The 12,177-nt window shown below is 76.6% G+C and carries 16 protein-coding genes; 8 read left to right on the top strand and 8 right to left on the bottom strand.

Features of this window, described 5'->3' with window-relative positions:
* Positions 1 to 31: 31 nt before the first annotated feature.
* Positions 32 to 610: a nitroreductase family protein gene (locus J2Z33_RS07555; RefSeq protein WP_209839504.1), complete on the bottom strand. Its 579-nt coding sequence runs from the start codon at positions 608 to 610 to the stop codon at positions 32 to 34.
* A 302-nt stretch (positions 611 to 912) separates the two neighbouring features.
* Positions 913 to 1,146, bottom strand: a complete 234-nt coding sequence (locus tag J2Z33_RS07550) for a hypothetical protein (RefSeq protein ID WP_209839502.1) — start codon at positions 1,144 to 1,146, stop codon at positions 913 to 915.
* Between the two features lie 230 nt (positions 1,147 to 1,376).
* Between J2Z33_RS07550 and J2Z33_RS07545 the strand changes: the two genes are divergently transcribed.
* Entirely contained in the window at positions 1,377 to 2,111 is a 735-nt protein-coding gene (locus J2Z33_RS07545) for a M48 family metallopeptidase (protein ID WP_209839500.1), read from the top strand.
* A 45-nt stretch (positions 2,112 to 2,156) separates the two neighbouring features.
* Here J2Z33_RS07545 and trhA read toward each other — a convergent pair whose 3' ends face one another.
* Complete coding sequence (trhA, locus tag J2Z33_RS07540; protein WP_209839498.1) at positions 2,157 to 2,807, bottom strand: PAQR family membrane homeostasis protein TrhA; 651 nt, start codon at positions 2,805 to 2,807, stop codon at positions 2,157 to 2,159.
* A gap of 115 nt (positions 2,808 to 2,922) precedes the next feature.
* Positions 2,923 to 4,449: a GGDEF domain-containing protein gene (locus J2Z33_RS07535; protein ID WP_209839496.1), complete on the bottom strand. Its 1,527-nt coding sequence runs from the start codon at positions 4,447 to 4,449 to the stop codon at positions 2,923 to 2,925.
* 89 nt (positions 4,450 to 4,538) lie between these two features.
* Between J2Z33_RS07535 and J2Z33_RS07530 the strand changes: the two genes are divergently transcribed.
* The 3 genes from J2Z33_RS07530 to J2Z33_RS07520 all read left to right on the top strand — a co-directional run bounded on the left by J2Z33_RS07530 (position 4,539) and on the right by J2Z33_RS07520 (position 6,636).
* The gene (locus J2Z33_RS07530; protein ID WP_209839494.1) at positions 4,539 to 4,817 is read left to right on the top strand and encodes a DUF3572 domain-containing protein; all 279 of its coding nucleotides are present in this window, start codon (positions 4,539 to 4,541) and stop codon (positions 4,815 to 4,817) included.
* Between the two features lie 41 nt (positions 4,818 to 4,858).
* Positions 4,859 to 5,554: an HAD family hydrolase gene (locus tag J2Z33_RS07525; protein ID WP_209839492.1), complete on the top strand. Its 696-nt coding sequence runs from the start codon at positions 4,859 to 4,861 to the stop codon at positions 5,552 to 5,554.
* A 515-nt stretch (positions 5,555 to 6,069) separates the two neighbouring features.
* Entirely contained in the window at positions 6,070 to 6,636 is a 567-nt protein-coding gene (locus J2Z33_RS07520; RefSeq protein WP_209839490.1) for a fasciclin domain-containing protein, read from the top strand.
* 84 nt (positions 6,637 to 6,720) lie between these two features.
* Here the strand turns inward: J2Z33_RS07520 and J2Z33_RS07515 are convergent, their stop codons facing one another.
* Entirely contained in the window at positions 6,721 to 7,596 is an 876-nt protein-coding gene (locus J2Z33_RS07515) for a metal ABC transporter solute-binding protein, Zn/Mn family (RefSeq protein WP_209839488.1), read from the bottom strand.
* Between the two features lie 140 nt (positions 7,597 to 7,736).
* Here J2Z33_RS07515 and J2Z33_RS07510 point away from each other — a divergent pair, with 140 nt between their 5' ends.
* The 4 genes from J2Z33_RS07510 (at position 7,737) to J2Z33_RS07495 (ending at position 10,481) form a co-directional block, all read left to right on the top strand.
* Entirely contained in the window at positions 7,737 to 8,219 is a 483-nt protein-coding gene (locus tag J2Z33_RS07510; protein WP_209839486.1) for a Fur family transcriptional regulator, read from the top strand.
* Positions 8,213 to 8,953 (top strand): ATP-binding cassette domain-containing protein, encoded by a 741-nt coding sequence (locus J2Z33_RS07505; RefSeq protein WP_209839485.1) that lies wholly within the window; start codon positions 8,213 to 8,215, stop codon positions 8,951 to 8,953. Before J2Z33_RS07510 ends, J2Z33_RS07505 begins: the two co-directional genes overlap by 7 nt.
* Positions 8,953 to 9,759 (top strand): metal ABC transporter permease, encoded by an 807-nt coding sequence (locus J2Z33_RS07500; RefSeq protein ID WP_209839483.1) that lies wholly within the window; start codon positions 8,953 to 8,955, stop codon positions 9,757 to 9,759. Before J2Z33_RS07505 ends, J2Z33_RS07500 begins: the two co-directional genes overlap by 1 nt.
* A gap of 74 nt (positions 9,760 to 9,833) precedes the next feature.
* Positions 9,834 to 10,481: a GcrA family cell cycle regulator gene (locus J2Z33_RS07495; RefSeq protein ID WP_209839481.1), complete on the top strand. Its 648-nt coding sequence runs from the start codon at positions 9,834 to 9,836 to the stop codon at positions 10,479 to 10,481.
* Positions 10,482 to 10,642: 161 nt separating this feature from the next.
* Here J2Z33_RS07495 and J2Z33_RS07490 read toward each other — a convergent pair whose 3' ends face one another.
* The 3 genes from J2Z33_RS07490 to J2Z33_RS07480 all read right to left on the bottom strand — a co-directional run bounded on the left by J2Z33_RS07490 (position 10,643) and on the right by J2Z33_RS07480 (position 12,114).
* Positions 10,643 to 11,323: a hypothetical protein gene (locus J2Z33_RS07490; RefSeq protein ID WP_209839479.1), complete on the bottom strand. Its 681-nt coding sequence runs from the start codon at positions 11,321 to 11,323 to the stop codon at positions 10,643 to 10,645.
* Between the two features lie 106 nt (positions 11,324 to 11,429).
* Entirely contained in the window at positions 11,430 to 11,813 is a 384-nt protein-coding gene (locus tag J2Z33_RS07485; protein ID WP_209839477.1) for a DUF2852 domain-containing protein, read from the bottom strand.
* 25 nt (positions 11,814 to 11,838) lie between these two features.
* Positions 11,839 to 12,114: a hypothetical protein gene (locus tag J2Z33_RS07480; protein ID WP_209839474.1), complete on the bottom strand. Its 276-nt coding sequence runs from the start codon at positions 12,112 to 12,114 to the stop codon at positions 11,839 to 11,841.
* Between the last annotated feature and the right edge of the window lie 63 nt (positions 12,115 to 12,177).

Below are 12,177 nucleotides of genomic sequence, written 5' to 3'. Positions count from 1 at the left end.
CCCATCGGGGCGGCCGGGCGGGCGCGGGCGGTCATTCGCGGACCCAGGCGACGAGGCGCTGGAGGTCGGGGCGCGGGCGGTCGGGCGCTTCGGCCGTGGGCGTGCCGATGTGGAGGACGCCGGCGACCGTCTCGCCGGGGGCGAGGCCCAGGCCGTCGCGGCGGAACGCCTCGTCGTAGACGGGCCAGCCGGTGAGCCAGTTGGCCCCGAAGCCGGCGGCGGTGGCGGCGTTGAGGAGGCCCAGGCAGACGGCCCCGGCGGAGTAGGCCTGCTCGATCAGGGGCACCTTGTCGGTGGGGCGGGGGACCTGCACGACCACGACCGCGAGGTCGGCCATGGCGTATTGCGAGGCGGCCTTGGCGATCCTCTCGGGCTCGACGCCGAGCGCCGCGCCGCGCGCCTCGACCAGGGCGGCGAGGCGGTCGGTGGCGGGGCGGGCGAGGACGAGGAAGCGCCAGGGTTCGAGCTTGCCGTGGTCGGGGACGCGGGTGGCGGCCGACAGCAGGCGGGCGACCTCCTCGGGGGAGGGGACGGGAAGCGACAGGGTGCGCGCGGGGCGCGAGCGGCGCGAGAGCAGGAAGTCGAGCGCGGCGGGGTTCGGGTCGGGCATGGCGGTCCTCGTGGCCTTCGGGGATCTAGGTAGGCGGTGCGGCGGGCGGATGCCAGCGGGGGCGGCCCTTCGTCGGCGCGTCCGGGCCGCGCCCTCATGGGGGGAGGGGGGCCGGACGCCGAGCCTTGCGCGGGCCGGGACGTCGCTTGCGTATTTGGGCCAAGTTGAGAGGCATGGCCCCGACCTGGGCCGGAGGAACGCGGGGCGCCCGGCTTCCGGCCGTGCCGAGGCCTTGAGGGCTGCCCGCCGTTTCTTCCGATCCCAGGCATCCCGCGGGGAGCGAAGCGGGGGGCGGCGCCCCCCTACGCCGGGCGGACCTTGTAGATCCCCTCGGGCAGGTCCAGCGCCGCGCGGAGGTCGCGGATCTGGGCCATGGACAGGGTGACCGTCACCACCTCGTCCCGCCGCTCGTCGTATTGCTCCACGGTGACGCAATCCTCGAAGAGGTTGATCGTCACGTCCTCCCGCAGGGGGGCGGGGCCCTCGTCCACCAGGGTGACGACGGTGGCGTCGAAATCGTGCTCGATGGTGACCATGGGGCGAGGGTAGGGCGCGGGCGCGCGCGGGGCAACCCAGGTTCGGGCCAGGTTCGGGCCGGGATGGGGCCGGGATGGGGCCGGAATCGGCGGGCGGCGTCGGGGCGGAGGGCGTGCCGATGTCGTGAGCGGGCGGGCGAAAGCGCTGGCCCCCCGCCGCGCCGCCGCGTAGGCTGGACGGGCCACCCCCGACCCGAGCCCGACCCGAGCCCCCCCCTCCCGAGCCGTCGATGAGCCCGCGCCCCCTCGCCGCCCTGGCGGCCCTGCTGATCCTGTCCGCCTGCGGCACCCCCTGGGGCGTCCCGCCCGATCGCCAGCCGGATCGCGCGGGCGCCGTCCCCGCCGCCGCGGCGCCCCTGTCGGAGGGCGCGGCGCGGGCGCGGGCCTTCCTGGAGGTCGCGGCGCGGGTGGAGCCGGTGGCCGAGCGGGACTGCGCGATCCGCAACCCGGGCGCGAACTGCGATTTCCGCATCGTCGTGGACGACCGGCCGGGGCTGCCGGCCAACGCCTTCCAGGCGCTGGACCGGAGCGGGCGGCCGATCCTGGCCTTCACGGGGGCGCTGATCGCCTCGGTCGAGAACAGCGACGAGCTGGCGCTGGTGATGGCGCACGAGGCGAGCCACCACATCGCCGGGCACCTCGCGCGGCAGGACCAGTACGCGACCATGGGGGCGGCGGTGCTGGGGCAGATCGCCAGCCAGACGGCGGGCGCGACCCCGGCGATGATCCGCGACGCGCGGATGCTGGGCGCGGAGCTGGGCGCGCGCAGCTACTCCAAGGAGTTCGAGCTGGAGGCCGACCGGCTGGGCGCGATGGTCGCGGCGCGGGCGGGCTTCGACCCGGTGCGGGGGTCGCTGTTCTTCCTGCGGCTGCCCGATCCGGGCGACCGCTTCCTGGGCACGCATCCCTCGAACGGGGAGCGGATGGCGGTGGTGGCGCAGGCGGCGCGGGAGATGGGGCTCTAGGGCCGCGCGCCCCGCGCCGTCAGGCGAAGGTGCCGCCCCTCGCCCTCAGGCGAAGGTGCCCAGCGTGATGGCGGCGAAGAAGCACCCCGAGGCCAGCAGCACGAAGGCGTGCCAGATGGCGTTGGAGAACTTGAGCCGCTCCCAGGCGAAGAACACCACGCCCAGCGTGTAGAGGAGGCCCCCCGCGACGGCGAGGGCGAGCGCCGTGCCCGGCAGCACCCCGGCCAGCGGCCAGACCAGCGGCAGGCCGAGCCAGCCGAGGCCCAGGTAGAGGGCGAGGCCGGCCCAGCCGGGCTCGTGCCACCAGAGCACCTTGGCGAGCGCGCCGAAGGCGGCGAGCGTCCAGACCAGCGCCAGCACCCCCCAGGCCATCGGCCCCCCCGCGAGGACCGCGAGGGGCGTGAAGGTGCCGGCGATCTTGAGGAAGATCGCCGCGTGGTCGATGCGGCGGAGCGCGGGGCGCAGCCGTTCCCACGGAGTCATGTGGTAGAAGGCCGAGGCCAGGAAGGTCGCCACCAGCGCCGCGCCGTAGACCGCCGCCGCGACGGCGCGGGCGCCGCCGGCGTGGCGCGCGGCCAGCACGGTGAGCGCGCCGGCCCCGGCCACCGCGAAGGCCACGCCCAGGGCGTGGATCACGCCGTCGGCGATGCGCTCGGAGCGGGCGTAGGCGGGGTAGGTGGGCCGGGGCGGGGTCATGGGCGCGTTGGGATGGGGTGAGGGGGGAAGCGGAGCGGTCGAGGGATCAACGCGGGCGGCCGGGCCCTGGGTCCGCGCCGAGGGAGGGGTCAGGGGAATTTCGCGGGACCTCCTCCTAGGCCGGGAAGGCGGATTCCACCCGGTCGCGGCCGGCGGCCTTGGCGGCGTAGAGCGCGGCGTCGGCGCGCGCCACCAGCGCCGAGGGGGCGAGGCCCGCCGCCAGCTCCTCGGCGGTGGCGGCGGCGACGCCGATGGAGACGGTGACGGGCAGGGTCGGCGGCTCCTCGGGCGGGGCGGGCCGGTGCGGGGCGGGCTGGTGCGGGGCAGGCCGGGGCGGACAGGTCGGGGGCAGGACCACGGGGCGGGCGCGGACGGCGCGGCGGAGCTCCTCGGCCACGGCGCGGGCGTCGGCGAGGCTCGCCCCGGGGAGGACGGCGCGGAACTCCTCGCCCCCCACCCGGGCGAGGAGGTCGCCGCGCCGGAGCCGCGCGCGGAGCCGCCGCGCCACCACCGCCAGCACCCGGTCGCCGGCGGCGTGGCCCAGGCGGTCGTTGACCTGCTTGAAGTGGTCGATGTCCACCATCAGCACGGCGAGGCCCGCGCCGTCGCGCGCGGCCTCGGCGGCGAGACGGGCCAGGGCGGGGTTGGCGTGGCGGAGGTTGTGCAGGCCGGTCAGCGGGTCGGTCACCGCCGCGCGCAGCCGCGAGCGCAGGCCGGCGCGCAGCCGGAGCCCGCGCGCCCGCCGCGCGAGGAGGGCGCGGGCGAGGAGGGCGACCTCCTCCGGGACGGGGTCGGGGTCGGCGTCCGGATCGGGGGCCGGATCGGGGGCCAGCACCTCGCCCGCGCCGAGGTCGAGGGCCAAGGCCGCCGTCTCGGGCGCCGAGGCGGGGAGGAGGAGGAGGGTGGCGGCGTCGCGCGACCCCTCGCGCCCCAGGAGGTCGGCGAGGAGCGCCAGCACCCGCGCGCCCTGCGCGAGGTCGCCCCGCGTCCCGGCGGCGTCGAGGATCAGGAGGTCGGGCGGCGGCCCCGGCGGGAGGGCGGGCGCGAGCGGGACCGGCGCGACCGGGCCGCCCAGGTGCCGGGCGAGGTTCTGGGCCATGGCGGCGGCGTCGGGCCGGGCGGAGAGGAGGAGGACGCGCGGCGGCGCGGCGGGCCGGATCTCGATGGGCCGGATCGCGTCGGGCCGGATCGCGTCGGGCCGGATCGCGTCGGGCCGGATCTCCTCGGGGCCGGGCCGGCCCTCGGGCGGGGGGGCGAGGGCGAGGAGCGGCTCGGCCCGCAGGAGGGCGCGGACGCGGGCCTGGAGGAGGCGCGGCGGGGTGGCGCGGCCTGTCACGCCGTCGAGCCCGGCGCGCAGCGCGGCGAGGCGGGGCGCGGCGTCGCCGGGCGGCGCCAGCGCGAGGACGGGCGGGGTGGGGCCGGTGCCGTCGCGCAGGCGGGCGGCGGCGGCCAGCGCCCGGCCGGGCCGCGCGCCGAGGTCGAGCAGCACGAGCGCCGGGCGCAGGCGAGCGGCGAGGGCGGGGAGGGCGTCGGGGTCGCCGCAGTCCTCCACCGGGCCCGCCGCATCGCCGAGCGCCGCCCGCAGGCGGGCCCGCCGCGCCGCCGAGCCATCGACAATCAGGATCGCGCCGCCCATCATCATCCTCCGGTCCGTTGGCCGCCGCCTGTCCCATTTGCGGCCAACATCCGACACAAGTGTTAACAAACCCTTAACGGGATGGGGAGGAATGGATGACGCCCGACCGCGCCGAGACGATCGCCCTGGAGGCGCTGGCCTGGATCGCCGCCGACGAGGAGCTGCTGCCGCAGCTCGCGGGGGCGACGGGGGCCAGCCTGGAGGACGCCCGCGACCGGGTGGCGGACCCCGCGTTCCTTGCGGGGATCCTGGAGTTCCTGACGATGGAGGATCGCTGGATCCGGCGCTTCTGCGACGACCGGGGGCTGGCCTACGACGAGCCGATGACGGCGCTGATGACGCTGCCGGGGCAGATGCGGCCCGAGTGGCCGTGAGGGCGGCGGTGGCGGGCGGCGTTCACCAATCGGGCGGAAAGATGGCGCGGATCGCGGGCGTGCTGTTCGACAAGGACGGCACGCTGTTCGACTTCCAGGCGACCTGGGGGGCCTGGAGCCGGGGGCTGATCGAATCGGAGGCGGGCGGCGATCCGGCGTCGATGGCGCGGATGGCCGGGGTCCTGGGCTACGACCTGGGGACGGGGCGCTTCCGGCCGGACAGCCTGGTGATCGCCTCGACCACGGAGGAGGTGGCGGGGGCGCTTCTGCCTCTCGTGGGCGGGGACAGGGCCGCCCTGGTGGCGCGGATGAACGCCCGCGCGGCGGCGGCCCCGCAGGCGGAGGTGCCGGGGCTGCGGGAGGCGCTGGACCGGCTCGGGGCGATGGGGCTGGCGCTGGGCGTGGCGACGAACGACGCCGAGGGGCCGGCGCTGGCGCATCTGGAGGGGGCGGGGGTGCGCGACGCCTTCGCCTTCGTGGCGGGCTTCGACAGCGGGCACGGGGCCAAGCCGGGGCCGGGGCCGCTCCTGGCCTTCGCGGAGGCCGTCGGGCTGGAGCCGGGGGCGGTCGTCATGGTGGGCGACAGCCTTCACGACCTGCGGGCGGCGCGGGCGGCGGGGATGCGGGCGGTCGCGGTGCTGACCGGCGTGGCCGGGCGGGCGGAGCTGGAGCCGCTGGCGGAGGCGGTGCTGGGGAGCGTGGCGGAGCTGCCGGACTGGGTGGCGGCGCGGGGGTGAGGGCTTGCCGTGTCGTCGCCACGTGCGCGGATCGTCCGCATATCTGGTGTGCCAACGAGGTGATGCCATGTCGTCCGCCCGCAAGCTCCGGGCCGACGTGACCTTCGACGCCGATGTCCTGGAGGACGCGCGGTCGCTGAAGCCGAACGTGTCGGCCCTCTCCCAGGGGGCCGTCCCGTGTCGTGGCTCCGCTCGAACCCGAGCAGGGTTCGCCTTGGGGATTTCCGCAACTTGAGCCCGTGCTGAACGGGGGCGGCGTGCCTCATGTGCCGCGGATGGGGCAGATCGGTTCGGTGCCATGGCGCTTCGTCTCCAGCCCGCCCGTCGCCGACCTGTCGGGCGAGGATCACGCGATCCGGCGGGGGCTCGACTTGCTGTTCTCGGGGTTCCGAGGGGATCACGGCTTCGTGATCGGCTTTCGGAGGCGCGATGAAACTCCCCCCCGCCGCGCTTCGTGGCTGCGTGCGTTCCCGGAGGACTTCCGGGGGGACGCAACCGACTCAGGGAGATACGCCATGAAGATCCGGATCGCCGCCGCCACCGCCCTCGCGCTGCTGGGCGGGCCCGCCGTCGCGCAGGAGAACCCCATGGTCGGGGGTGCCGAGATGCTCGCCTCCAACGACATCGTCACCAACGCCTCGGCCTCGGCCGACCACACCACGCTCGTCGCGGCCGTGCAGGCGGCGGGGCTCGTGGAGACGTTGCAGGGGGCGGGGCCGTTCACCGTCTTCGCGCCGACCAACGCCGCCTTCGAGGCGCTGCCGGCCGGCACGGTGGACACGCTGCTGCTGCCCGAGAACAAGGAGACGCTGACGCAGATCCTGACCTGCCACGTGGTGGGCGCGGAGGTGATGTCGGCGGCGCTGGCGCAGATGATCGCCGATGACGGCGGCAGCCACGCGGTCGAGACGCTGGGCGGCTGCACGCTGACCGCCGCCATGAACGCGGCCGGCGACGGCATCACGCTGACCGACGAGAACGGCACGGTGGCGAACGTCACGGTCGCCGACGTGGACCAGTCGAACGGGGTCATTCACGTGATCGACGCGGTGCTGACGCCCGCGGCGGCCACGGGGGGTTGAGGGCCTGAGGGGACGGCCGGGCCCCCGGGGGCCCGGCCGCAGGACCTTCGCCGCCGGATCGCCCGCCCGCGATCCGGCGGTTTCCTATTTCAGGCAGCCCTCGACGGCGGCGGCGAGGGATTCGATCAGCAGCGGATAGAGCTGCGGGCCGGGGGGGAGCGTCACGCCCTCGGGGTCCACGGTCGCGGTGCGGAGCGTCGCGCCCTCGGCCAGCGTGTCGGCCCAGGCGGGGTCGGTCTCGGGGTCGAGGAGGAGGCAGCGGATCTCGCCGGACTGCACGGATTCGCGGAGGGCGGCGACGGCGGAGGGGGAGGGCGCGGCGCCGTCGAGGCCCGACAGCGCGCGGGGCGGGGGAAGCGCGGCGGCGCGGGCGAAGTAGCGCAGGGAGTCGTGGCCGGTGGCGAGGCCGGAGCCGCGCAGGGGCTGGAGGCGGTCGCGGAGCGTCCGGGCGAGGGCGCGGAGGCGGTCGGCCTCGCGGGTGGCGTTGGCGGCGTAGGTGGCGGCGTTCTCCGGGTCGGCCTCGGAGAGCGTCGCGGCGATGGCCGGGAGCCAGGCGGCGGCCACGGCGGGGTCGAGCCAGGCGTGGGGGTCGATGGCCCCGTGGTCGTGGTCGTCGTGCTCTGGCCCGGAGGCGGGGAGGGGGGTCCAGCCGGGGGTGGCGAGGAGGTCGAGGACGCGGGCCTGCGGGGCGAGGCTGGCGATGCCCTCGCCCAGCCAGGGGAGGAGCGCGTCGCCGGTCCGCACGATCACGTCGGCCTGGGTGAGGGCGCGGGCCTCGGAGGGCGAGAGGCTCGCGTCGTGGGGCGAGGTGCCGGGGGGGACGATCAGGCCGGGGGTGCCGAGGTCGCCCATGACCAGTTGCGCGAGGCCCTGGACGGGGGCGATGTCGGCGAGGACCGCCGGCGGCCCGGCGAGCGCCGGGGTGGCGGCGAGGAGGAGGACGGCGGCGGCGCGGATCATGGCGGCTCCTTGCGGTGACGGGCGGGAGCTAGCGCAGGCGTTATAATATAACAAGGGGGTTCGTTACCATGTAACGCGGACCTTGCGGAGGGCGGCTGGGCGGTGCTAGGGCGCGTTACCTTGTAACGGGGGCGCCGCGCATGGCCCATGGCTTCGACCGACACGACCACCGCGCCTGCGTCGCCTCGGCGCTGTCCGCCGCCGAGGCGGCCTGCGCGGGGCGGGGGCTGGCGCTGACGCCCCTGCGGCGGCGGACGCTGGAGATCCTGCTGGAGTCGCACGCGGCGCTCGGGGCCTATGACGTGCTGGCGCGGCTGGAGGCGGAGGGCTTCGGGTCGAAGCCGCCGGTCGCTTATCGCGCCCTGGGGTTCCTGGTGGACAACGGCTTCGCGCATCGGATCGAGGGGCTGTCGGCCTATGTGGCCTGCGCGCGGCCGGGGAGCCCGCACGAGCCGTCGTTCCTCGTCTGCCGGGGCTGCCGGCGGGTGGCCGAGGAGGCCATCGCGGCGCCGCTCGCCCCGGAGGCGGAGGCGGAGGGGTTCGCGGTCGAGCGGATGGTGGTGGAGGCGCAGGGGCTCTGTTCGGCCTGCCGCGAATCGGGTCGGGGGGCGGCTCCATGCTGATCGCGGCGGAGCATCTGGTGGTGCGGCACGGGCGGGTGACGGTGCTGCACGACGTGTCGCTGCGGATCGAGCGGGGCGAGATCGTGACGGTGGTCGGGCCGAACGGGTCGGGCAAGTCCACGCTGCTGCGCTGCCTGATCGGGGCGGAACGGCCCGTCTCGGGGCGGGTGGCGCGCGCCCCTCGGCTGCGGATCGGCTACGTGCCGCAGAAGCTCCACATCGACGCGACGCTGCCGCTGACGGCGCGGCGGTTCCTCGACCTGCCGCGCCGGGTTTCGGACGCCGAGGCCGGGGCGGCGCTGGAGGAGGCGGGGGCGGGGCACGTGGCCGAGCGGCCCATGGCCGACCTGTCGGGCGGGCAGTTCCAGCGGGTGCTGCTGGCCGGCGCGATCCTGCGGCGGCCGGACCTGCTGCTGCTCGACGAGCCGACGCAGGGGCTGGACCAGCCGGGCGCGGCGGGGTTCTACCGGAGCCTGGAGGCGATCCGCGCGCGGCTGGGCTGCGCGGTGCTGATGGTGAGCCACGACCTCCATGTGGTGATGAGCGCGTCGGATCGGGTGGTGTGCCTGAACGGGCACGTCTGCTGCGAGGGGCATCCGTCGGTCGTGTCGGCCGCGCCGGCCTATCGGGAGCTGTTCGGGACGGGGGCGGCGGGGACGCTGGCGCTGTATCGCCACGAGCACGACCACGCGGACCACGCGGCGCACCATCACCCGCACCACGAGGAGGCGTGATGTCCCTTGATCCGTTCCTGATCCGGGCCGCGCTGGCGGGCCTGGGGGTGGCGCTGGCGGCGGGGCTGCTGGGCTGCTTCGTCGTCTGGCGGCGGATGGCCTATTTCGGCGACGCCACGGCGCACGCGGGGGTGCTGGGGGTGGCGCTGGCGCTGGGCCTGGGGCTGCCGCTGGGGCTGGGCCTCCTGGGGGTGGCGGGGGCGATGGCCTTCCTCGCGGTGCGGCTGACCGACCGGACCTTCGGCGCGGATTCGGCGCTGGGGGTGCTGGCGCATGGGGCGCTGGGGGTGGGGCTGTTCGCCGCCGCGCTGACGCCGGGGCCGCGGATGGACCTGGAGGCGGTGCTGTTCGGCGACGTGCTCACGGTGGGCTGGGGGGACCTGGGGCTCATCTGGGCGGCGGCGGCGGGGGTGGCGGGGCTGATCTGGTGGAACTGGGGGCTGCTCCTGACCTCGACGCTGGCGCCGGACCTGGCGCGGGCGGGGGGGATGGACCCGCGCCGGGGGTCGCTGCTGCTGGCGCTGCTGGTGGCGGGGCTGGTGGCGGTGGCGATCCAGGTGGTGGGGGCGCTGCTGGTGACGGCGCTGCTGATATTGCCGGCGGCGGCGGCGCGGGGGCTGGCGCGCACGCCCGAGGGGATGGCGGTCGCCGCCTGCGCGCTGGCGGCGGTGGCGGCGCTGGGCGGGCTGGGGCTGGCGGTCGCGGCGGATTCGGGCGTGGGGCCGGCGACGGTGACGGTGGCGGCGGGGCTGTTCGCCGCGCTGGCCGGGCTGGGGCGGCTGCGGCGGGGCGGTCCCGTCGCGTGATCGGCGCCGGCCGTGTCTTGATCTCCGGCGCGGGGGTCTGTATCTCGGTGCGTCATGTTTTCGGAGGGGGCGCGATGTCCTGGACTGACGAGCGCGTCGAGACGCTGAAGCGGATGTGGGGCGAGGGCGCCTCGGCGAGCCAGATCGCCAAGGAGTTGGGCCAGGTCACGCGCAACGCGGTGATCGGCAAGGTCCATCGGCTGGGCCTGTCCAACCGGGTGACCCCGGGCGGCGAACGGGCCGAGGAGGGCGAGGAGGCGCTGCCCGAGGCGTCGGCCGCCGCGCCCTCGGCCGCCCGCGCGGCGGAGCCCGAGCCGGAGGAGGACGCGGACGACGAGCCCGAGGCGCCCGCCCAGGCCGAGCCCGAGCCCGAGCCCGAGGCCGTCGCCGCCGAGGCGGAGGACGAGGAGGAGCCCGAGGAGGAGGCGCCCGCGCCCTTCCGTCGCCAGATCATCCCGGCGGGGCAGCCGCTGCCGCCGCAGCCCTCGGCCAACGAGATCAGCCCGGAGGCGCAGGCCGCCGCGCTGGCGGTCGAGAAGGCGGCCAAGCGGCTGTCGCTCATGGAGCTGACCGAAAAGACCTGCAAGTGGCCGGTGGGCGACCCCGCCACGCCGAACTTCTGGTTCTGCGGGATGCCGGTGCAGTCGGGCAAGCCCTATTGCGAGGCCCATGTCGGCATCGCCTTCCAGCCGATGAGCGCGCGGCGGGACCGCCGGCGCTGAGGGCCTTGGGGCGTCATCCGATCCGGCTGGATCGGGTCATGGGGTGGGCCGTGCGCCACTCCTTGGCCGCGGCCGGGCGCGTGGCCTTGGCCGGGTCGCGTGGCGGGGTGAGCCCCGCCCTGCGGAGCCTGTGCCGGACGGCGGCCTGATCGGATGCCGCTCTAGCGCACCAGACGGACCGTGAAGATCCCGGCGCTGACGGCGGCCTCGGCGAGCGCCGGGCCGGTGCCGGCGTCGCGATAGGTCAGGTCGAGCGCGAAGGACCGGAAGCGGAAGGGCGACAGGTGGCCCGGCCCGGCGATCACCTCGTAATCGGCGTGGCAGACGAGCGCGCCGTCCTCGGCGGTCTCGGATGAGGTCGTCGCCACCTCGATCACGCGGCGGCCGTCGTAGAGGCGGAAGGGCTCGGGGCAGCCGGGGCCGGGGGCCATCAGGCGGCCGAAGGCCTGCACGGGGTCGAGCACGCCCGGCGGCACGTTGGCGGGGAGCGAGAGGTCGGTGGCGTCCTCGGCGGGGTCCACCCCGGTCGCCAGAACCGCGCCGCCCCGATGGTCGAAGGTGATGGTCCGCGCCTTGCGCGAGGAGGCGGTGACGGCCCGGAAGCGGAGCGCGTCCGCGCCGTCCTCGGTTGGGGCGGGCCGGGAGGTCGCCTCCCAGGTGCCGTCGAGGACGCCGAGGGGCGTGCTGTCGAGAAGGGTGCGGAGCGCGGAGGGGCGGGGGCCGTCGGTCTCGTATTCCATGTGGCCGAGGGTGCCGCCGGCGAGGCGGACCTCGAAGGCGGCGGTCTCGGCCCGCGCGGCCCCGGTGGCGAGGAGGAGGACGAGGGCGGGGAGCAGGCGCATGGGCGTTCCTTCGGGCGGGGGCCGCGCGAAGGCACCACGGCGGGGCCGGAGGCGCAAGGGGCGCCCGCGCCTCCGGGCGGGAGGTCGCGCGGGGTCAGGGGCGGGGTCAGGGCTGCGGGGCGTCGGGCCTGGCGGCGCGCTCGGCGAGGAAGCGGTCGAACTCGGCGCGGTCCTCGGTCGCGCGGCGGCTGCGCTGGAACTCCTCGAAGGCGGCCTGTTCGGCGGCGAGGCGGTCGAGCGCCTCGGCCCGGTGCGCGGCGAAGGCGGCGTTGCCGGTCGCGGGACGGGATCGGGTGGCGGGCCAGGTCCGGGGCAGCAGCCGGCGCGTCCAGAGCGCCCAGGCGAGGAGGGCGAGGCCCAGGGGCCAGATCACGACGAACGTGGCGAGGGTGGCGAGGCCCCAGGCGAGCGGCCCCCGGTCGTCGAGTGCGTCGCAGGCGCGGGCCGGCCAGGAGAGCGGCGGGCGGGGGGAGGTGTCGGTGGCGGTCATGTGCGTGCGGGTCCCTGCGGAATGGTCAGCGGTTGAACAGGCCAAGGAAGAAGAGGCTGCCGGCGAGGTCGCCGAGCCAGGACCCTCCGCCATGGCGGTGGTCGTGGCGGCGCTCGCCGCGCCATTCGGCGGGGCGGGCCTGCTCGGGCGGGGCGGGCTCGTGGCGGGCCTCCTGCGGGGGTCCGGGGGGCCAGGGCTGGGCGGCCTCGGACTGCGGGGCGGAATGGGGATGGGGGCCGGCCAGAGCGGCCGAGGCCAGCGTGGCGGCGAGGAGGCTCGCCGCCAGGATCGTCGTCTTCATGTGCGCCTCATCGGGTTGGCTCCGGTTCCCCCTCGGGGCCGGGCTGTTCCCTTTACGGCGCGG

The organism is Rubellimicrobium aerolatum (assembly GCF_017872975.1).
Classification (GTDB): Bacteria; Pseudomonadota; Alphaproteobacteria; order Rhodobacterales; family Rhodobacteraceae; genus Rubellimicrobium; species Rubellimicrobium aerolatum.
Note: the sequence above shows the minus strand (reverse complement) of the source record. Positions and strands in the feature narration are given on the sequence as shown.